Raw genomic sequence first — 19,570 nt, 5'->3', positions numbered from 1 at the left:
CCTGGCTGGCACGTTAATCTTCGCGCAGCTCGGAGGCTTCGGTTAATCGCAAAGCCGCGAAGGTAACCGAAAGCCGCGATTGATGAACAAGGGACCATCTGTTGAGATGGTCCCTTGTGTCGTTAGGTTTCTGCCTTCCTCTCATTCTCCGCTTTCACCGTCCCGGAGAACTACACGCCGTCATTCTGATGAAACGCAGCACAGCGTCGATTTCGCTGCTGCTTGATTGTAAGCGCGATTTTCTTCGCACGCCGGCGGTTTTGATGGATTGCCCTGGTATCGGGCGATACCGAGCCGTTCAGGCAGTGGCGGCTTTGTGGAAGTTGAAGGGCAGCAGGTCTGTAATATCGGCGTCGCCGGCGCGCTGAGGCAATTCGGTGAGGACGTGGCGCAACCACGCTAACGGCTCGACACGTGAGGCGCGGCAGGTCAGCATCAGGCTATAGACGACGGCACTGGCCTTGGCTCCGTCCACGGTATCGCTGAACAACCAACTCTTCCTGCCAGTTGCAAAAACCCTGATGTCGCGCTCCAGAAGATTGTTGTCAATCGGCATGCTGCCGTCCCCGGTGTAGCGCGTCAGATATTCCCATTGGTTTCGGGTGTAGGATACGGCGTCGCCGAGCTTGCTGTCAGGCAAGACCTTCGGGGCCATGTCATCGAGCCATACTTTGAGAGCATTGAGGATGGGGACACTATGTTGCTGGCGGAAGCGGCGAATGCAGTAGGCCTGTGTTTCACCCTTCTTCGGTATTCCGTCCCACGCCCGCCTTTCAACCCGGTAGAGCTGTTCAAAGAACCGCAGCGCTTGCTCGGGCTGCGGATTCCGACGAAGCCGGCCATGCATTCCAATTCGAAGCCGGCCGGGTATTCCGATCTGAAGCCGGCCACCCGTGGCGTCGTTCGCATGGGTCAATTTCATGATGTCGTCGAGGGCTGGGAAGGTCAAGAGACCGGTTGATCTTGAGCGGGTTGCTTCTGCTTCCTGAGGCTCTCTCCTTTGAGTTCGATGCGGTAGGCATTGTGGACGAGGCGATCGAGAATCGCGTCGGCGATGGTGGGGTTGCCGATGATTTCGTACCAGCGATCGACGGGCAGCTGGCTGGTGACGATAATCGAGCGGGCTTCGTATCGATCCTCGACGATTTCGAGCAAATCACGGCGCTGGTCGGCGTCGAGAGGTTCTGGTCCCCAGTCGTCCAGGATCAGCAGATCAAGTCGTGCGATCGCCCGCAGCATCTTGGTATAGCGGCCATCGGCGCGGCCGAGTGCGAGAGCGGCGAAGAGACGCGGCACACGATGGTAGGCAACTGAGAAGTCGTCTCGGCAAGCCTTGTTGCCGAGGGCACAAGCGAGCCAGCTCTTGCCGACGCCGCACGGCCCGGTAACAAGGAGATTATGTCGTGCCCGGATCCAGTCGCCAGCGGCGAGTTTTAGAAAGAGCGTGCGGTCGAGGCCGCGGATAGCGCGGTAATCGACATCCTCGACGCAGGCGGCATGACGCAGCTTGGCGGCTCGAGCTCTGCTTTCGAACCGCTTTTGCTGGCGCAGCGTTTTCTCGTGTTCCAGGAGCAACGCCAGCCATTCGGCGTGTTCGAGGCTGCGCGCTTCGGACTGGGCATCGAGGTCCTTGAAGCCTTTGGCCATACCGTGGAGACCAAGGCTATGCAGCAGGTCGAGGGTGGGATGGGTGAGCATGCTGGATAATCCTTTCAATGGAAGTAACCGGGGCCGCGCAGATTGGGATGTTCGATGATCGCGTCCTCGGTATCGCGAGAACTGCGTTCGAGCTTGTTGGCGATGATGGAGGCGATGCTCTTGTAGGTCAGTGCGCTGACCGCGACCGCGCGGGCCGCGATCAGCTCGGCGCGTTCGGGATCAATATCCTTGAACAGCCGAAGCACGCCGAGACAGGTCCGGAATCCCTGTTCGGGATGAGGCCGATTGGCCAGGATGGCGAGAACGAGCCCCTCGGTGTTGGGCCCGATCGACCGCCCCCAGCGCCGGAATCGATCGGGAGTCCACTCGGCGTAACGCCGATGCGCACTGGGCATGTGATCGGGATCAGTGCCGTGCCGGCGGCCGCCATAACGGCGCTGGTGAGCAGCAACACGCAAACCCCGATGGAACAACTCGATGGTCCGGGTGGTGGCGCGAACGTCGACCTGCTCCCGGATCAGGCCGTGTGGAACTGAGTAGAAGAAGCCGTCGACCTCGACGTGATAATCGAGCGAGACGCGGGCCAGGAGCCATTCCGCGAACTGATAGTCGGCATCCGGCAACGGCGCCAGGACAGGCATCTCGACGGTCTCGAACAATTGTCGGCGGCTGACGCCGATCCGGCGCATGACGTGGGCGTTGATGCGCTCCAGCGCGGCGGCGATTGCCGCATTCGCCTCAGCCAGCGAGAAGAAGGTCTGCCGGCGAAGCCGCCCGAGGATATAGGTCTGGGCAAAACGCACTCCGGCTTCCACTTTTGCCTTATCCCGGGGCTTTCTTGGCCGTGCCGGAAGGATGCCAACGCCGTAATGGGACGCCATCATCCCGTAGCTGCGATTGATTTCGGGGTCGTAGAACGACGCCCGGTGCACGCCGGACTTCAGATTGTCAGGGACGACGAGGCGTGGCACCCCGCCAAAGAACCGGAACATTCGGACATGAGCCTCGATCCAGTCCGGAAGTGTCTGCGTCCAGGTCGCCTCGGCGTAGGTGTAATTCGAGGCGCCAAGCACGGCGACGAAGATCTCCGCGTCGCGCACAACCCCGGTTGCGCGATCAACGATCATGATCTTCTTGCCGGAGTAATCGACAAAGACCTTGTCGCCGGCCGGATGGTCCTGCCGCATCGTCGGAGACAGCCGCCGCTCGAATTCCCGGAATAAATCGCAGAACCGGCTGTAGCCATAACCTTCCGGATGGACCGCCCGGTACTCCTCCCACAGCACCATCAGATTGACGCCAGGCCGCTTCAGCTCACAGGCCAGCGAGGCCCAATCCGGCTCCCGGCGCCGGCGGAAGCCGCGCCTGACGCCGGCATGGGCAAACAGACGTTGTTCAAGAACGGCGTCGGTCAGATCGCCCGCCAAAGGCCACGCCAGCCCGGCAGTCGAGGCACGCTTGAGATTGTCCTGGATCGTGCTGCGCGCCACCCCGAGCGTGCGCCCGATCTCCCGGGCGCTCACCCCATCACGGGCAAGCCGCAGCATCTGTCGTATCTGTCGCATGGTCAGTTCTCTCTTGGCCGGCATCCGCTTCCCCTCGTGGATCAACGAGGGACTTGATGCCTGAAGGACTGACCCAAACGAAAACGCCGACTTCCAAAACCCGGCCGGCTTCAAGTCGGAATACCCGGCCGGAATAAATCGGAATCCGCAGCCATGCTGTTGTTCATGCGCCAAACAATTACGTCTCGAGCCGTACGACCCGGCCGGTCTCTGCCGATTTGAGCGCAGCGCCGGCCAGCCGAAGCGCCGCGAGACCATCGGCGCCACTCGGCGACATAGCGCGATTTTCGACTATGGCGGCGATGAAGGCGGAGATCTCGTTGGCATAGGCGTCGACATAGCGATTCATGAAGAAGTCGTGCAGCGGCGGGCGGGTGTAGCCGGAGCCGCTCGCAAGTTCGATCGATACCGGCCTCTGGTTTTCGGCCGCCACCATCCCTCTTGATCCCAACACCTCGATACGCTGGTCGTAGCCATAGGTGGCACGACGCGAATTTGAGATAGTACAGTGCTTGCCGGAGGCGGTTTTCAGGATAACGCTCACTGAATCGTAATCACCGGCTTCTCCGATCATTTTGTCGACGAGCACGGACGCTTCGGCGCTAACGCTGACCGGCTCTTCGCCGAGCAGGAAGCGCGCCATGTCGAAATCATGGATAGTCATATCGCGGAAGATTCCGCCCGAACGCTTGATATAGCTAAGCGGCGGCGGGCCGGGATCGCGCGACACGATTGTGACCATCTCGACATCACCAATGGCCCCTTCGTCGATCGCCTTCCGTACCGCAACGAAGTGTGGGTCGAAGCGGCGATTGAAACCCAGCATCAGTGCCCGGCCGGTTTTCTCGACTAAGGCGAGACATCGTTCGACGCGCTCGATACTGAGATCAATCGGCTTCTCGCAGAAGATCGCCTTACCGGCCATCGCGAACCGTTCGATCAAAACGGCATGCGTGTCGGTCGGTGTACAGATGATGACAGCGTCGATGTCGTGCGAGATTTCGATCTCCTCAACGCTCCGGACCTCGGCGCCATAGGCAGACGAAATATCTTGCGCGGCATTTTGGTACGAGTCAGCCACAGCCACTAGAGCATTTTCCGACCGGAAAGAATCGGGTGGGGATTGAACGAAGCCGCTGCCGCGGCGTAGGGGGCAAGGTGGCATAGATCGCCTCCTGGCTGAGAGGATGTGGGTGTTGGAGCCCACCCCCTCAGACAGGAGTATCGAGATGGCCGATTTGAGCCCTCTTCGCCGCCGCATGATCGAAGACATGACCGTCCGCAATCTGTCGCCGGCGACGCAAAGATCCTACATCAGCGCGGTTTCGAAGTTCAGCCGCTATTTTGGCCGATCGCCTGACCGGTTAGAGCTGGAAGACGTCCGCGCCTTCCAGGTGCATTTGGTCTCGACCGGCATCTCATGGCCGGCGCTGAACCAGATCGTCTGTGCGCTACGGTTTTTCTACGGCGTCACGCTCGGCGAGGCGCTCATCCCAGAGCGCATTCCCTATGCGCGAGAACCGCGCAAGCTGCCGGTCGTTCTCAGCGCCGACGAAGTGGTTCAGTTTCTTGAAGCGGTATCGAGCCTGAAGAGCCGCGCCGCGCTCACCACCGCCTATGCGGCCGGGCTCAGGGCCTCGGAGGTTGCGGGACTGCGGATCGAAGACATCGACAGCGCCCGCGGCGTCATCCAGGTGCGCCACGGCAAGGGCGCGAAGGATCGCAACGTGATGCTGTCGCCCCAGCTGCTGGGCATCCTGCGCACCTACTGGCGGCTCGCCCGGCCGCGGCTTTATCTGTTCCCTGGTCGTGACGAAGATCATCCGATCGATCAGACCGTGCTGCATGCCGCCTGCCGGTCGGCGGTGAAGGCTGCGGGCCTGACCAAGCGCGTCACGCTGCACACGCTGCGCCACAGCTTCGCGACACATCTTCTCGAGAACGGAACCGATATCCGGATCATCCAGGTCTTGCTCGGGCACAATAATTTGTCGTCGACAGCGCGCTACACGCAGGTCGCCACCGATACGATCCGAGCGACGCAGAGCCCGCTCGATCGCCTGTCGCTGGAGGTGACGCCACCTGGATGACCCGCAGCGGGATGCGGGTCATGACCCGCTCCGACATCCGCTCCAACAGGCCCGCCATCGAGATTGCCGATATTCTGCGCCGGCATGGCGACGCCTATCGCCGTGTACATGCCGGTCATCTGGGGCGGGTCGAGCGGCGCGTGATGAGCGCGATCGTTGCGTGCCGGACCGAGGCGCTCGGCGGCCACATGCAGGCTTGCGACGACTGCGGCACGACACGCGTTGCCTATAATTCCTGCCGCAATCGGCACTGTCCGAAGTGTCAGGGGAGAGCCCGAGCCGCGTGGCTCGCCGCGCGTCAAGCCGACCTGCTTCCGGTTCCCTATTTCCACGTCGTCTTTACACTTCCCGCACCGATCGCCGCGATCGCTTTCCAGAACAAGGCCGTCGTCTATGCCATCCTGTTCAAGGCTGCCGCCGAGGCGATGACGACGCTCGCCGCCAATCCACGCCGGCTCGGCGGTGCGATCGGCGGCGTCGCCGTCCTCCACACCTGGGGACAGACGCTGATGCATCATCCCCACGTCCATTGCGTCGTTCCGGGTGGCGGCCTCTCGCCCGATGGCGCGCGCTGGACCGCTTGCCGACCGAACTTCTTCCTGGCCGTCAAACCGTTGTCCAGACTATTTCGCACACTTTTTCTCAAACGTCTGTCGGCAGCCTTCAACTCCGGTGCCTTGCGTTTCTTCGGCGATCTCGGAGCTCTGGCCGAGCCGGCTGCCTTTGCGGCCCACCTCGACGCCATGCGACGCATCAACTGGGTTGCTTACGCCAAGCGGCCCTTCGGCGGACCCGCACAGGTCCTGGCCTATCTCGGCCGCTACACCCATCGCGTCGCGATCGCCAACAGCCGGCTCGTCGCACTCGACGACGATCATGTCGCCTTCTCATGGAAGGACTATCGCCAAAACAGCGCGACAAAGATCATGAATCTCAAGCCCGATGAGTTCATTCGCCGTTTCCTGCTTCATACGCCGCCTGACGGCTTCCACCGCATCCGCCACTTCGGCTTCATGGCCAACCGCCATCGCGCTGCCAAGCTCGCCCTTTGCCGCGAACTTCTCGATCATGAGCGAACAGCCCCAAACGATGGCCAGCCGTCGCCTGTGGATTCGGAGGCTCAAACCTGGGTCGAGGTTCCTGCCTGTCCCGATTGTGGTGGCGTCATGCGCATCATTGAGCGCTTTCGACATAGCTTCAGACGCCCCAGCCCTCGAACATCACCGTTCCGATGCGACACATCGTGAGCCAAGTCATGTCGTGCACGACGATCATCATTCGTCATTTCGCTCCCAGCGTCTCGATCATCGCGGACGATGTCGAATCCGTGCTGTCACACTGCGCGACAACAACCGTCCGATGCAGCAAAAGGCCTATCGCGATCTCAGGCGAAGCGCGTCTGATCTCAACTCTTCCAGGATGCGCACTCCTGTGTCTCTGCCTCACGCGCCGAGCCAGCAGATCGGGCATGGCGATCTCGAACAATCCCCATAGCTGCAAAACCGCGAATAGCCTCCCGCGCCTTCGTTCAATCCGGCTTCAATGAGGTCGCGTCATAAGCGCCTGCCGCGCCCTCGCGTGAGCGCGACCTCACAGAACCCTCCAGATTCCCAAAACGGCGCGAGTCAGATTCAAGCTGCATGCTGGCGAGGGAGGCCAGCATGTATGGCCAGGGCGCTTTCGGTTGATCTTCGCCAAAGGGTGGTAGCCGCGATTGACGGTGGCATGTCCTGTCGACAGGCTGCTGAGCGCTTTGGTGTCAGCGCGGCCAGTGCGATCCGCTGGCGCGCTCGCCTCAAGAAAGTTGGCGACATCGTTCCTAAACGCCAGGGCGGTGACCGCAAATCGCAGCGCATCGAAGCGCATTCGCAATTGATTCTGGAGGCGGTGACAGCGAGGCCGGATATCACGCTTGCCGAGTTGCGAGAACTGTTGAAACGTCATGGAATATCGACTGGCATCGCGTCGCTCTGGCGTTTTTTCCAGCGCAGAAAGATCACACTTAAAAAAAGACAGCGCACGCCGCCGAGCAACGGCGCGGCGATATAAATGCCGCACGTGAGGAGTGGTTCGAAGGGCAAATCGACCTTGACCCTGAGCGTCTCGTCTTCATCGACGAAACCAGCGCCAACACCAAAATGGCGCGGCGTTACGGGCGCTCGCCACGCGGCGAGCGATGTCGTGCAGCTATCCCACACGGACATTGGAAGACGACGACGTTCACCGCTGGATTGCGCTCCGACGGTCTGATCGCGCCGCTTGTTCTGGACGGTCCAATGGATGGCGACGCTTTCCTGGCCTACGTCGAGCAATTGCTCGCCCCATCGCTGCGGCCGGGCGATACCGTTATCATGGACAACTTGCCCGCTCACAAGGTCCATGGCGTTCGAGAGGCCATCCAGGCGGTCGGAGCTAGCCTGCTCTATCTTCCGCCCTACAGTCCAGACTTCAACCCGATTGAAATGGCCTTCTCCAAACTGAAAGCGCTGTTGCGGACCGCCGCAGCCCGCACCATGCCCGATCTCTGGCAAGCAATCGCCAACGCTCTCAAACGCTTCTCACCCGAGGAATGTCAAAATTATCTCGTCGCGGCTGGTTACGACGCAACGTGATCGGAAAACGCTCTAGTTTAGCTTTGCGGGTTGCAGCGACCCCTTGGGCATGAACTCTCCCAATGCGCCCTGCACCAAGCAACCCGAAGCGAACTGTCATTCCTTCCTCTTTCAAGCTGAAGGGTGGACGCGTCCCCGACACGTCCACCCTTCGTGTGCCGGAAATGGTCGCTAAATTGTCGGCGCTTCCTGTTGCGCTGATGGGCTTCCTGTTGCGCTGATGGTACGTGTCGGTCACGACATGCGGCGACGATAATAACGCCTTTGATGATCGCCTGGCAATATGTTGACATACAGGAACGTGGAGCCAGACATCATCGTGCCGAGGATGATCGTCCCGATGACCGTTCCGGCGATCCTTCCGGAGCCGCCTGTGAGCTAGGGTGCCGCCGATAACTGCTGCCGGGATCGCGTCCAGTTCGTTCATCGTGCCCATGCCTGCCTGTGCCGTCTGGGCGCGGGCTGCGGTCACGATACCCGCCAGACCGGCCAACGTGCCGGCGATGGCGTACACCTTGATCAAATGACGCTCGATGTTGATGCCGGACACACGGGCCGCCTGCGCATTCGCGTCTATGGCGTAGGTGAACTTGCCAGCCCAATAGCGAAGGGCAACCTGGAAGATCACCGCGATCACCAGGAAGATGATAACTGGTGCTATGCCACTACCAAAGAAGGTGAAGCCATCAGACCCGAAATCGGCTGCCCCTTAGTATACCACTTCGCCAATCCGCGGGCAGACACCATAATACCAAGCGTGGCAATGAACGGCGGGATCTTGGTGTAGACAATGAGCGCGCCGTTGATGGCACCGGCAAACAGCCATACCGATCAGGACCGGGACGACCGCCGGCAGGTGCGTGAGGTCGGGATAAACGACTTTGCCCCACGTCGAGGCTGAGCTAAGCTCGCGGCCACCATCGCCGAGAAGCCGACGACCGAGCCGGACGACCAATCGACGCTAACATGGTGGACAACGCTGACGCGTTGACCACATGCCCATGGCACTGGTGCCGTGTTACAGTCGAAATGGAATATCTGGTGTGTAGGTGAACGTGAATTTGACAGACGAAACCCGCCGTGGGCCGCCAGCGGGTTTTGAAGAGCTGCGGCAGCGTATCCTCGACCAACGCACAAGAATGCCAAATGGATCAGGCAGGTCGCCGCATATTCGTTGGACAATCCATACGAAGTCGCCCTCGGTACCGCCGCCAGCATTGCCGCTTCAGCCGGCGTTCAGGCATCGACCTTGGTTCGTTTCGCGAAACACTTTGGATTTGAGGGAGTCACCAAGCTTCAATCGGTATACCGCGAACGGCTTCGCGACCGTAACATCTCCTGTGATTAGCGCCTTACCTCGCTGAAAATGATTGGAGCAGAAGGTGAAGGCGTCCACGTCCTGAAAGGCCTGATGCATGCATCGATACAATCGATAGATACGCTTGCCGATTCGATTGAGAGAGACCGCTTTGACCAGGCAACAAAAATTCTATCTGGTGCTAATGTAATATATGTACTTGCCAAACGATGATCGTTCCCCGTCGCAAGCTATCTTGCCTACATATTGGGGAAGCTGGCCAGGAATGTTCTGATCGATTCATCGTCGGGACTTGATCCCGAGACCATTTCTTTCGCAACGCCGCACGCCGCCGCCATAGCCATAAGTTTTTCACCCCCAGGAGACCATCCTACGCCGGCACTCTTGCAGTTCGGGGAGTCCCCACAGTCGGGATCAGCGACAGTGCATTCTCACCGCTTTCGGACCTTTCGAATGTGCGGTTCGAGGTGGCGGAGTCAGATTTTGGAGGATTGCCCTCCCTGGCTGCCAGCACGTCCCTGGTGGCCGCGCTGGCTATTCGCGTCGCGGAGATCCGTCATCAAAAGTAGGGCCCGACATTTATGCTATAAACATTTCATCTTGACCAAAAAAAACCAGTGTTTCAAATACGAAAGGGCCATTTCATAGCTAGGAGGTCGCTTTGGTTGAGATCGCCAGAGCTAGGCAGCTCGATGTTGTCACCATCGGTCGGGCTTCTGTGGACCTTTACGGCCAGCAGATTGGCTCGCGGCTCGAAGACGTCGCCTCCTTTGCCAAATCGGTTGGCGGGTGTCGGGCTAACATAGCGGTCGGCACGGCGCAGCTCGGCCTGCCTTCGGCGCTGCTGAGCCGCGTCGGCGGCGAGCAAATGGGATCCTTCATCCGCGAGCAACTGATACGTCAGGGTGTGAATGTCGAGGCGCTGAAGAGCGATCCGGACCGACTGAGTGCGCTGGTCCTGCTCGCCGTCGAGGACGAAGGCGTTTCGCCGATGATTTTCGTCCGCCCGGATCGCGCCGACATGGCGCTCTCGCCTGAGGACGTCGATCGGAGCTTCATTGCCTCCGCGCGATCAATCGTGGTGACCGGTACGCACTTCTCCGCTCCGGAGGCCGCCCAGCTCAAGGCGATCAAGGCGTCGGGTGGCAAGGTGGTGTTTGACATCGATTGCCGGCCGAACCTGTGGGGCCTTGCCGGGTATGCGGCCGAACGCTATGTGAAATCAGATGCCGTTTCCAACAAGCTTCGTGCCGTGCTCGCCGACTGCGACCTAATCGTTGGGACCGAGGAGGAAATTCGAATAGCCACCGGAGAGGATGACGTTGTTGGCTCTTTGAAGGCGATACGGGCGCTTTCCGATGCGACCATCGTGCTGAAGCGGGGCGCCATGGGCTGTGTCGTCTATGATGGCAACATCAGCGACAATCTCGAGGATGGCATTTTCGGCAAGGGCTTCCCTATCGAAGTCTTCAGCGTGCTCGGCTCCGGCGACGCCTTCATGTCGGGCTTCCTGCGCGGCTGGCTGGGCGGTGAAAGCCTCGCCACGGCAGCGACCTGGGCGAATGCCTGCGGCGCATTTGCCGTGTCGCGGCTGCTATGCGCGCCCGAGTATCCAACGTTCGAGGAGCTACGATATTTCCTCGAGCACGGCAGCCCGTTCACTGCGCTGCGCAAGGACGAGACGATCAACCACATCCATTGGGCCACGACGCGACGGCGCGAGATCCCCTCGGTCATGGCGCTGGCGTGCGATCACCGCAGCCAGCTCGAGGAGGTCGCCGTGAGGGTGGACGCACAGCCCTCGCGCATCAATGCCTTCAAGGTGTTGGCGGTAAAGGCAGCAGTCCGAGTGGCTGCCGGACGCGACGACTACGGTATGCTGATCGACGAGCGCTTCGGCCGCGAAGCGTTGTTCGAATTCGCGCGCCATCCGTTCTCCTGGCTCGGCCGGCCGGTCGAGCTGCCAGGTTCGCGGCCGCTGCGTTTCGAGTTCTCACAGGACATCGGATCTCAGTTGATCGGCTGGCCGCTCGATCACTGCATTAAGTGCTTGTGCTTCTGTCATGCCGACGATCCCGCGCCACTGAAGAAGGAACAGCAGGAAAAGCTTCGCGCGCTCTTCGACGCATCGCACAAGGTCGGCCGCGAGTTCCTCATCGAGATTATCGCCGGCAAGCACGGCACGCTGCAGGACGACACGATCCCGCGCGCACTCGACGAACTCTACTCCCTGGGCATCAAGCCGGAGTGGTGGAAGCTTGAACCGCAGGCTTCCGCCACCGCCTGGGTACGGATCGAAGCGACCATCGTCAAGCACGCCTCTTGGTGCAAGGGCGTTATGCTGCTCGGACTGGAAGCACCGCAGGACCAGCTCGAGGCAGCGTTTGTGGCGACGGCGCACGTTCCGATCATCAAGGGCTTCGCCGTCGGGCGCACGATCATCGCCCATGCCGCCGAAGAGTGGTTGGCGGGCAAGATGTCAGATGAGGAGGCGATCGCCGACATGGCCGCTCGTTTCGAGCGACTGAGCCAAGCATGGCTAGCCTCCCGCGAGCGCAAGGCGGCATAAACTTCTGCTGGAGCAATTTCATGCCCAAGACGACCCGCTTGACGATGGCACAAGCCCTCATACGTTTCATGACGTGCCAGCGGACCAAAATTGATGGCAGGGTGGTACCGATCTTCGGCGGCGTCTGGGCGATCTTCGGTCACGGCAACGTCGCCGGTCTGGGCGAAGCACTTTATGCCGTGCGTTACAAACAGCCGACTTTCCGTGCTCACAATGAACAAGCGATGGCGCATGCGGCGATCGCCTACGGCAAGGCGAATTTCCGCCGCCGTTTCATGGCGGTGACGACCTCGATCGGACCAGGCGCACTCAATCTGTTGACCGCCGCAGGCATGGCATACGTCAACCGCTTGCCTGTCCTGCTGTTGCCCGGCGACGCCTTCGCTAACCGCATCCCGGACCCGGTTTTGCAGCAAGCCGAGAATTTCACCGACGGCACGGCGACCGTGAACGACTGCTTCAGGCCGGTGTCTCGCTATTTTGACCGTATCGTTCGACCTGAACAGATCATTCCGGCGTTGAACCGGGCTATGCAGGTGTTGACCGACCCGGCCGAATGCGGGCCGGTGACGCTGGCATTGTGCCAGGACGTGCAGGCGGAAGCCTACGACTACCCCGAGAGCTTTTTCGAGGAGCGGATGTGGATGCCAAGACGTCCGCGCGCCGATTTGGGCGAGCTCACCGTAGCAGCCGAGGCGCTGATGGCTGCGGAGAAGCCGTTGATCATCGCCGGCGGGGGCGTGCTCTATTCCGAGGCGTCCGCCGCGCTGACAAACTTCGCCGAGGCAACGGGAATTCCTGTCTGCGAAACCCAAGCCGGCAAGTCGTCGTTGCCGGATGACCATCCCTTGAACATGGGCGCCATCGGCGTCACCGGTACATCGGCGTCCAACCGCCTTGCCGAGGAGGCCGACCTGATCCTGGCGGTCGGTACGCGCCTGCAGGATTTCACCACGGGGTCGTGGGCATTGTTCAAGAACGACGGGAAAACCATCGTCGGCCTCAACGTACAACCGTTCGACGCCCACAAGCATCGCGCGCTGCCACTCGTGACGGATGCGCGCGGAGGACTGGACGAGCTTCTGGCCGCGTTGAAGGGCTACAAAGCACCCGTGCGCTGGACCGGCAAGGCGGAGAAGGGCAAGACCACTTGGCAGGTGGAAGCAGACACCGCGCGAGCCAGCACGAATGCACAGTTTCCGTCTGACGCACAGGTCATTGGCGCACTCGATCGCGTTTTTGGATCGTACGTCGTGCTGGTGCAGGCTGCAGGCAGTCTCCCCGGCGAGTTGCACAAATTGTGGAAGGCGGGCCGTCCCGGCTCCTATCACGTCGATTATGGCTTCTCGACCATGGGTTATGAGATCGCGGCGGGCCTTGGCGTCAAGCTGGCGCGGCCCAACGAGCAGATCGTAATCCCGGTCGGCGACGGTTCGTATCTGATGCTGAATTCTGAGATCGCCACCTCCGTCATGCTGGGCCTGAAGCTCACCATCGTCGTACTCGACAACGGCGGGTTCAGCTGCATCAACCGGCTCCAGATGGCAACCGGCGGCGCTAACTTTAATAATCTGTTGAAGGACAGCCAGCACGATACGCTGCCGAAGATTGACTTTGCTGCACATGCCGCGAGCATGGGCGCATTCTCGGAGCATGTAGCATCGATCGCCGAGCTGGAAGCAGCTCTGGAGAAATCGAAAGTGAACGACCGCACCACCGTCATCGTGATCGATACGGATCCTCTCGTCACGACCGAGGCTGGCGGACACTGGTGGGATGTCGTGGTTCCGGAAGTCAGCTCGCGCGAGCAGGTGCAGGAAGCGCGCAAGGCCTATGAGCAAGCAGTGAAGCAACAACGCGTCGGGAATTAGAAGTGGCAATGCACCTTTGCGCGAATTCCCATCCATCCATCGCTCGACGGTGTCGCGGGTTGCAGAGCATCGCCGCTGGTCCGCCGGACAGTCCCGCCCTTCGGCAAGCCGAGAACCAGCGAACTGCGACGCAGAGATGAGAATTGGCTCAGGGCTCTCCTAGGCTGATAGGAGTCTCACGTGAAGGCCAAACTGGGCATATCCCCCATCGCGTGGTGGAATGACGATCTTCCCGAATTGAGCGACGATGTTTCGCTTGAAGAATGTTTACGCCAATCTCGCTCGGCCGGCTTCACCGGCATCGAGAAGGGCCGCCGCTTCCCCGACGATCCGACGGTCATGTCGTCGATTCTAAAGATGGTTAACGTTGCGCTGTGCGGCGGCTGGTTCTCTGGCACGCTCGTCAACGAAGACATCGCGACCAACAAGCATCGCATCCAGCCAATGATTGATCTGTTCAAGGCCGTGAACGCACCCTGCATCGTCTATGGTGAAGTTGGCCATTCGATCCAGAGCGATCGCTCAAGGCCTCTAGCGACCAAGCCAGTGCTGAGCGACGCCGACATGAAGGCCTATGCCAGGAGGATGACCGAGTTTGGTGAATGGTGCGCTGGGCAGGGCATGCCGCTCTCCTACCATCATCACATGGCCGCGGTTGTGCAGTTCGAGCACGAACTTGATACCTTTATGAAGTGTTCGGGAGAAGGCATCCCGTTGCTGTTCGACGCTGGCCACTTGGCCTTCGCGGGCGGCGACGTGCTGCGCGTCATCGACAACCACCTCAAGCGCATCAACCACGTGCATGTGAAGGATATCCGCGGCCCCGTCATCAAAGCGCTCGATTGGAGGACGCAATCTTTCCTCGACGCCGTCGCGCTGGGCGCCTTCACTGTTCCCGGCGACGGCTCGCTGGATTTCGGCGCAATCGTGCAGAAGCTCGCTGGCTATGGCTATGAGGGCTGGTTCGTTGTTGAGGCCGAGCAGGATCCGAGGAAGAATCCGCCGCTCAGAATGGCCGAAATGGGCTATGCCGAACTCATGCGGGTGACGACCAAGGCGGGCTATGTTGTGGAAGCCCCGACCTTTCCCTGGCGCTGACTGGCAATTGGGATGCTTTTCCGTTGCCGGCAGCTTTCGTGTACGAATGGCTCAGTTGCCCACATCGACGTACCGGGATGATGTGATGGATAACAGCGAACATCCCTTTTACCTCCTGGCTGGGACTGGCGCCGAGCAACAAGGTCTCCGGCGGCAAAATGCTCTCGTCCCGAACGCGCCGATCCGGCGGCCGAGCGGCGGCACTTCTGCGCCTTGCTGCCGTGACCGTGGGGCGTACAGACACTGCGCTCGGCGCCTTTTATAGACGGCTCTCAGTGCGCATCGGCAGGGCCAAGGCCGTGACCGCCACGGCCCGGAAGATCGCAGTTCTGTTCTACAATGCTGTGCGATACGGAATGGACTATGTCGATCCCAAGGCCTCGTCCTACGAGACGCGTTACCGGACGCGAGTGGTCAACAATTTGCATCGGCGTGCCAAGCCATTCGGCTTTGTTCTCCATCCCTTGGAGCCGAAAAGTAGATGCTGCCGTTTCTTAGGAATCGTTCTCCAGCGTCAGTTCGCCGATCTTGGCGTGCAGCGACTTCACATCGATGGCTGCTTGTTCCGCTCCGGAGCCGCCGCCGGGACCGAACGCATCGGCGGCCTTGCTTTCAAGCTGAGCCTTCCACGCCGTGATCTGATTGGGGTGGACGTCGAACTGCTCGGCAAGCTGAGCCAGCGTTCGATCGCCCTTCACGGCGGCGAGCGCCACCTTCGCCTTGAAGGCCGGTGTGTGGTTCCGGCGTGTTCTTCTGCTCATTGTCGCTCCTGATTCGCAGGCACAGCGTGCCCGCTGTCAGGCAGAAACTCCACTTATCGCCCTGTGCAGAATTCCGGGGCCGGCTCTGCACTCTTCTGTGCGTCAGCTTGTTGTCAGATTGCTCGCTTACCCTGCTAGCAAGTCCTAAGAAGACCGATATTGACTACAGCGCAGATCAGTCGATAAGAGCGAATCGCGTGGATAGCAGAATCACATGTTCATCCAGCCAACCCACAACGATGCGGCGAAGCCCCGTCTGGAGCAGATGGGCTTTGTTGACGTGGGGTAGAACCAGTTCGTGCTTGACCCTCGACGGTCCGATAAGTGGACGATGAACAACCAGGGTGAATGGCAGCGGGCAGACAAGCCCCGGCTGTATCTTCAAGCCGAGAGCGAGGATCCCGCTGAACGAAGTAGCGACGAAGACGAAGGATGTGTCGGGTCAGAGTCGTCCGACGATGATCTTTCTTGGTACGTGGCGCGGGCGCTCAATTTCCGCGGAGGACCGGCGGAATGAGAGTCTAGATAGACTAACGGGAATGTGCATGAAGGCTATCATGTTCCGTTTTCCGCGTGCCGGGCGCGAAGGGGATATCCCAGCCGCTCCAATCCGTTGGCTTAACGGTGCCGCCTGAGCTCCTCTGTAGGAGCATTGGTGCAGTGAAATTTCATCAGCATAAAGGAGATTGCTTGTGGGAATTTGTTGTTCAAAGCCTTCAGTAGTGGGCTCGCCTTATGATAGTTCGAGCGCCGACGGCGCATCGCACTCAACGGCCCGCAGCGCCAGCGATCGCCAATGGTCCGCGCTAATTTCGACGGCATCGGGACCGGCCGCGATGGCTCCCCGAGTCGCTCTGGGAACGTCGCCGAACACGTTGCAACAACGACGCGGTGTGGCACTACAGCGACATGAGATGCAGCAACTCGCCTACCTCATTGCGGCCATGATGACTGGCGATCCGGTCAGAAGCCCCGCTCGGATCACCGCGGCCGGTCAGACAGTGCACGACGTTCGCCTGCTGCTCAGGCACGGACGCGGCAACGTTCATGCGGATGGCGAGCCGTCCCACGGGCACAACGTCGTGGCCTCACGTCTGGCCTACCGCGGACTCGATCGCAACAACCAGATGGCATTGGCGGGCGCGCTGGGCGCAGGCTTTTGCGATCAATTCGCGCGCCTCGCTGCAGTCTCGCACGCGCCGCATTTGCGCGATGGTGAATCGGTCGTGAATGCAGGCGGCGAGGTGGAAATTATGGAACTGAACGCCGATCACACCATCTCGCCCACGCGAACTGGACACGCATGGAACGAGCTACGCCGCGGCAACGAACGCGATGGAGAGACGACCATCGTGCAGGACGGCTGGTCGAACGGCCCGGCGGTGCGGCTGAAAGACAGCGCGTGGGCGCACGTCCATGTGGAGAGAGAGGACCTGAGTACCGACAAGGACGGCGCCCTGTGGTTGAAAGATCGCGTCGAACAACTGATACCTCTCGTCCACCCGGACGAAGACGAACACACAGCGAATTGGCTGGAGCATTTGCGCCGAAATCCCACCCAATATGATCGCTTTTTGGAAACTCAGGTAGTGTCGGCCGAGTTCGCCGCAAAAGCGAGGGAAGCCCTAGAGCAGATTCCGCGGGAACAGCAGGAGCAGTTTGTCTCGATGGCGGCGCAGGAATTCTATGGGCTGTCTCCCCATGAGGCGGGCGCCCCGCATTTTATTCACTCGGTGCTGGAACAGGTTGGGCTCCTAGACCATCAGGATCGTCCGCCGGTGGTGCCGCCGGAATATTGACGACGACTCCGTGTCGTCTCGATGGGCACTGCGTGTTGCGGCACGCGCTGCGCTTGGCGTGGGCCCGCGTGAGATCTGCGTCTAGTACCTCGTCACAGTGATTATGACTCTTTGGAAGTGGCGGGATAGGCGCCTGCCATTTTGGCGCGAGCCTTGTCTGTTGTGAACATCCATTTGATGCGGGAGCGGGCGGCATTTCGTTGTCGTTCCCAGGCGGTGATTTCGCGGCGCAGTCGCTTGGGGTCGTCAATCCTGCGATCCAGGCACTGGCCTCGCAGGACGCCGATTTCGATCTCGACCATGTTGAGCCAACTTGCGTGCTTTGGGGTGTAGTGGAACTCGAGCCGTCGCAAAATCCGCCTGGCTTCGGCGGGCGGGAACGACTGATAGAGGGCGCCGGCGGAGTGGGTCGATAAATTGTCCTGGACGACCCGGATGATCTCGGCGTCGGGATAATGGATGTCGACGAGATTACGCATGCATTGGGCGTAATCTCGTGCCGCTCGGTGACCTTGACCTTGCGCCAGGGGCGAGGCACGTCGAAGAGAACGAAGAGATTGACCGTGCCATTGCGACGATACTCATAATCGTAACGTTCGAGGTGGCCGGGCTTGGCCGGAATGGGCTGACGCACCTCGCCGATGAGTTGCACCGGGCTTTCGTCGAAGCACACCACTGGCCGTCTGGAGTCGGGCACCTCGGCATAGAGGTCGAGCACATCCTCCATGCGGGCGACGTATTCGCCGCCGACCTGCGGAATGCACCACATGTCTTTGCGCCAGGGCTTGAGGCCATTCTCGGCCAGGCGCCGCCGAACCGTCTCGTGCGACAGGCTCTTGTGTTCGGTGAGCTTGACCATCGCAGCCGCCAGCAGCTTTAGCGTCCAGCGGGCACGGCCCTTTGGGGGACTGGCGCAGGCTGTCGCCACCAGCAAGGCTTCTTCCTTGCCGTGAGTTTGCATTCCGCCCCGGGACGCGGCTCTTCGCTCAGCGCCCGCTCCAGATTGCCTTCCACGAAGCGTCGCTTGGTCCGGTACACGGTCGAGCCGCTCACGACGACGCTCCTTGCGATCTCCTCGTCGCTGGTCCCAGCATCGGCAGCCAGCAAAATCTGCGCGCGCTTGAGCTTCCGGGACGCATGCTTGCCGCCGCTGAGCAGCGCCCTCAGTTCGGTGCGCTCGATTTGGCTGGTCGTCCGTGAACAAGGCTCTAAGTGTCTGTTCCAAAACATGTTGAGTCGAATGAATCGGTTGTGATTCAAGGTGAGCGGCCTGATTCGATGGGGACGCGCCGCCAATGTGGACTACCGAGAACCGTGCACGCTACGACCGCAGCCGCCTGCGCTATCCGAGCGACTTGACCGACGAGGAGTGGGCGCTGATCGCGCCTCGCATCCCGCCGGCCAAGCGCGGCGGCAACAAGCGTACGGTGGACCTGCGCGAGATTGCCAACGGGCTGATGTACATCCTGAGCACAGGTTGCCAGTGGCGCGCGATCCCCAAGGACCTGCCGCCGCGCTCGACGCTGTATGGCTACTTCGATCTGTGGAGCTGGAACGGCACGCTCGATAAAATTCATCACGCCCTCTATGTCGAATGTCGCGAAAGGGCCGAGCGCGAGGCTTCTCCCACCGCCGCCATCATCGATAGCCAGAGCGTGAAAAGCGCTGAAAAAGGGGGCCTCATGATCTCCATGGCTACGACGCGGGCAAGAAGATCAAGGGCAAGAAGCGGCACATTCTCGTCGACACGCAAGGCCTCTTGATGCACGCCATCGTGCATGCGGCGGACATCCAGGATCGCGACGGCGGCGTGCTCCTGATGGCAACGTTGTTCGGCCTCTATCCCTTTCTTCTGAAGCTCTACGCCGACGGCGGATATCAAGGGCCACATTTCCAGAAGGGGCTGCGTAGCGCTCTGAAGCGCGTGAACCTCGAAATCGTCAAACGCTCCGATCAGGCTCACCGTTTCGTCGTCTTGCCCAAACGCTGGATCGTCGAGCGTACCTTTGCCTGGCTCGGGCGATGCCGAAGACTGTCCAAAGATTGGGAATGCTTCAATCACAGGGCGCTCGCCTTTCTCAAGCTGGCCTCCATCCGACTCATGCTGCGAAAGCTATGCAATCCAAGGTAATCTTTCCGGACAGACTCTAAGCGATTGAGCGAGAGTCTGTTTTTCGGATTTGAGACGGTTTGAGATTGCAGGGATTGGGAGGTAAAGACCGCCAAAG

11 protein-coding genes and 6 pseudogenes are annotated in these 19,570 nt (G+C 60.5%); 10 read left to right on the top strand and 7 right to left on the bottom strand.

The features are described from left to right. Positions 1–298 precede the first annotated feature (298 nt). From HAP41_RS01420 to iolG, 4 genes and pseudogenes are all read right to left on the bottom strand, one after another. Positions 299–817: pseudogene (locus HAP41_RS01420) on the bottom strand (IS66 family transposase); the annotation flags it as partial. A gap of 128 nt (positions 818–945) precedes the next feature. After that, complete coding sequence (istB, locus tag HAP41_RS01415) at positions 946–1,698, bottom strand: IS21-like element helper ATPase IstB (RefSeq protein WP_166057122.1); 753 nt, start codon at positions 1,696–1,698, stop codon at positions 946–948. A 14-nt stretch (positions 1,699–1,712) separates the two neighbouring features. Beyond that, complete coding sequence (gene istA, locus HAP41_RS01410) at positions 1,713–3,224, bottom strand: IS21 family transposase (RefSeq protein WP_166105319.1); 1,512 nt, start codon at positions 3,222–3,224, stop codon at positions 1,713–1,715. Positions 3,225–3,402: 178 nt separating this feature from the next. Next, positions 3,403–4,389 (bottom strand): inositol 2-dehydrogenase, encoded by a 987-nt coding sequence (iolG, locus tag HAP41_RS01405; protein ID WP_166063149.1) that lies wholly within the window; start codon positions 4,387–4,389, stop codon positions 3,403–3,405. Positions 4,390–4,453: 64 nt separating this feature from the next. Between iolG and HAP41_RS01400 the strand changes: the two genes are divergently transcribed. The 3 genes from HAP41_RS01400 (at position 4,454) to HAP41_RS01390 (ending at position 7,926) form a co-directional block, all read left to right on the top strand. Further along, entirely contained in the window at positions 4,454–5,314 is an 861-nt protein-coding gene (locus HAP41_RS01400; RefSeq protein ID WP_029085027.1) for a tyrosine-type recombinase/integrase, read from the top strand. A gap of 20 nt (positions 5,315–5,334) precedes the next feature. Beyond that, complete coding sequence (locus HAP41_RS01395) at positions 5,335–6,561, top strand: IS91 family transposase (RefSeq protein ID WP_166063177.1); 1,227 nt, start codon at positions 5,335–5,337, stop codon at positions 6,559–6,561. A gap of 418 nt (positions 6,562–6,979) precedes the next feature. Next, positions 6,980–7,926 (top strand): IS630 family transposase gene (locus HAP41_RS01390; protein WP_166063189.1). Its coding sequence is split into 2 segments (ribosomal slippage): positions 6,980–7,319 and positions 7,319–7,926, totalling 948 coding nucleotides; the frame shifts between segments, so codons are not numbered across the junction. A gap of 205 nt (positions 7,927–8,131) precedes the next feature. On the opposite strand, the pseudogene HAP41_RS01385 reads toward HAP41_RS01390, so the two are convergent. Further along, positions 8,132–8,886 (bottom strand): annotated as a pseudogene (locus HAP41_RS01385) (ABC transporter permease); the annotation flags it as partial. A gap of 214 nt (positions 8,887–9,100) precedes the next feature. Between HAP41_RS01385 and HAP41_RS50240 the strand changes: the two are divergent. From HAP41_RS50240 to HAP41_RS01360, 5 genes and pseudogenes are all read left to right on the top strand, one after another. Continuing rightward, on the top strand, positions 9,101–9,274 hold the full coding sequence (locus HAP41_RS50240; protein ID WP_321576395.1) for a hypothetical protein: 174 nt from the start codon (positions 9,101–9,103) through the stop codon (positions 9,272–9,274). Between the two features lie 631 nt (positions 9,275–9,905). Beyond that, the gene (locus HAP41_RS01375; RefSeq protein WP_166063227.1) at positions 9,906–11,813 is read left to right on the top strand and encodes a bifunctional 5-dehydro-2-deoxygluconokinase/5-dehydro-2-deoxyphosphogluconate aldolase; all 1,908 of its coding nucleotides are present in this window, start codon (positions 9,906–9,908) and stop codon (positions 11,811–11,813) included. 20 nt (positions 11,814–11,833) lie between these two features. Continuing rightward, entirely contained in the window at positions 11,834–13,684 is a 1,851-nt protein-coding gene (gene iolD / locus HAP41_RS01370; RefSeq protein WP_166063278.1) for a 3D-(3,5/4)-trihydroxycyclohexane-1,2-dione acylhydrolase (decyclizing), read from the top strand. 180 nt (positions 13,685–13,864) lie between these two features. Beyond that, positions 13,865–14,782: a myo-inosose-2 dehydratase gene (gene iolE, locus HAP41_RS01365; RefSeq protein WP_166063326.1), complete on the top strand. Its 918-nt coding sequence runs from the start codon at positions 13,865–13,867 to the stop codon at positions 14,780–14,782. Positions 14,783–14,889: 107 nt separating this feature from the next. Beyond that, positions 14,890–15,246: pseudogene (locus HAP41_RS01360) on the top strand (transposase); the annotation flags it as partial. 36 nt (positions 15,247–15,282) lie between these two features. Here HAP41_RS01360 and HAP41_RS01355 read toward each other — a convergent pair. Beyond that, a pseudogene (locus HAP41_RS01355) lies at positions 15,283–15,543 on the bottom strand (transposase); the annotation flags it as partial. A gap of 914 nt (positions 15,544–16,457) precedes the next feature. Between HAP41_RS01355 and HAP41_RS01350 the strand changes: the two are divergent. Continuing rightward, positions 16,458–17,342, top strand: a complete 885-nt coding sequence (locus HAP41_RS01350) for a type III secretion protein (RefSeq protein ID WP_166063337.1) — start codon at positions 16,458–16,460, stop codon at positions 17,340–17,342. A 101-nt stretch (positions 17,343–17,443) separates the two neighbouring features. Here HAP41_RS01350 and HAP41_RS01345 read toward each other — a convergent pair. Then, positions 17,444–18,572: pseudogene (locus tag HAP41_RS01345) on the bottom strand (IS630 family transposase). Positions 18,573–18,637: 65 nt separating this feature from the next. Here HAP41_RS01345 and HAP41_RS01340 point away from each other — a divergent pair. Then, a pseudogene (locus tag HAP41_RS01340) lies at positions 18,638–19,473 on the top strand (IS5 family transposase). The last annotated feature ends 97 nt before the right edge of the window (positions 19,474–19,570 follow it).

The organism is Bradyrhizobium barranii subsp. apii, assembly GCF_011516635.5.
Classification (GTDB): domain Bacteria; phylum Pseudomonadota; class Alphaproteobacteria; order Rhizobiales; family Xanthobacteraceae; genus Bradyrhizobium; species Bradyrhizobium barranii.
The sequence above is the reverse complement of the archived record's forward strand: the minus strand, read 5'-3'. Positions and strand labels throughout refer to the sequence as shown.